The 253-nt window shown below is 61.3% G+C and carries 1 pseudogene; it reads left to right on the forward strand.

Annotated elements, in window-relative coordinates:
- Positions 1-212, forward strand: a pseudogene (locus JAO29_RS23290) (hypothetical protein); the annotation flags it as partial.
- Positions 213-253 lie beyond the last annotated feature (41 nt).

The raw sequence follows: 253 nt of genomic DNA on the forward strand, positions 1-253 counted from the left end.
GTGTACGCGTGGGAATGATCTACCGGGAGCGCAATGCTCCGGCAAAGCCGGTCGCCGCACCCGCCCGCGAAAAGATCGCCGATGACGATCTCGTCTTCCTCAAGAAGAAGCGTCAATCCTCCATGGCGACGCCCGGGATCTCAATGGCTCCAATCTCTGGGTCTCCGCAGGCGGCCAGATGGAGTTTTATCCCGCCTCCGGCAAGCACGTAACCTACGGCAAACCCTCAGGTACGCTCCTCGGCGCTCAGAAG

Origin of the sequence: Edaphobacter sp. HDX4 (assembly GCF_036877565.1) — a bacterium.
Classification (GTDB): domain Bacteria; phylum Acidobacteriota; class Terriglobia; order Terriglobales; family Acidobacteriaceae; genus Edaphobacter.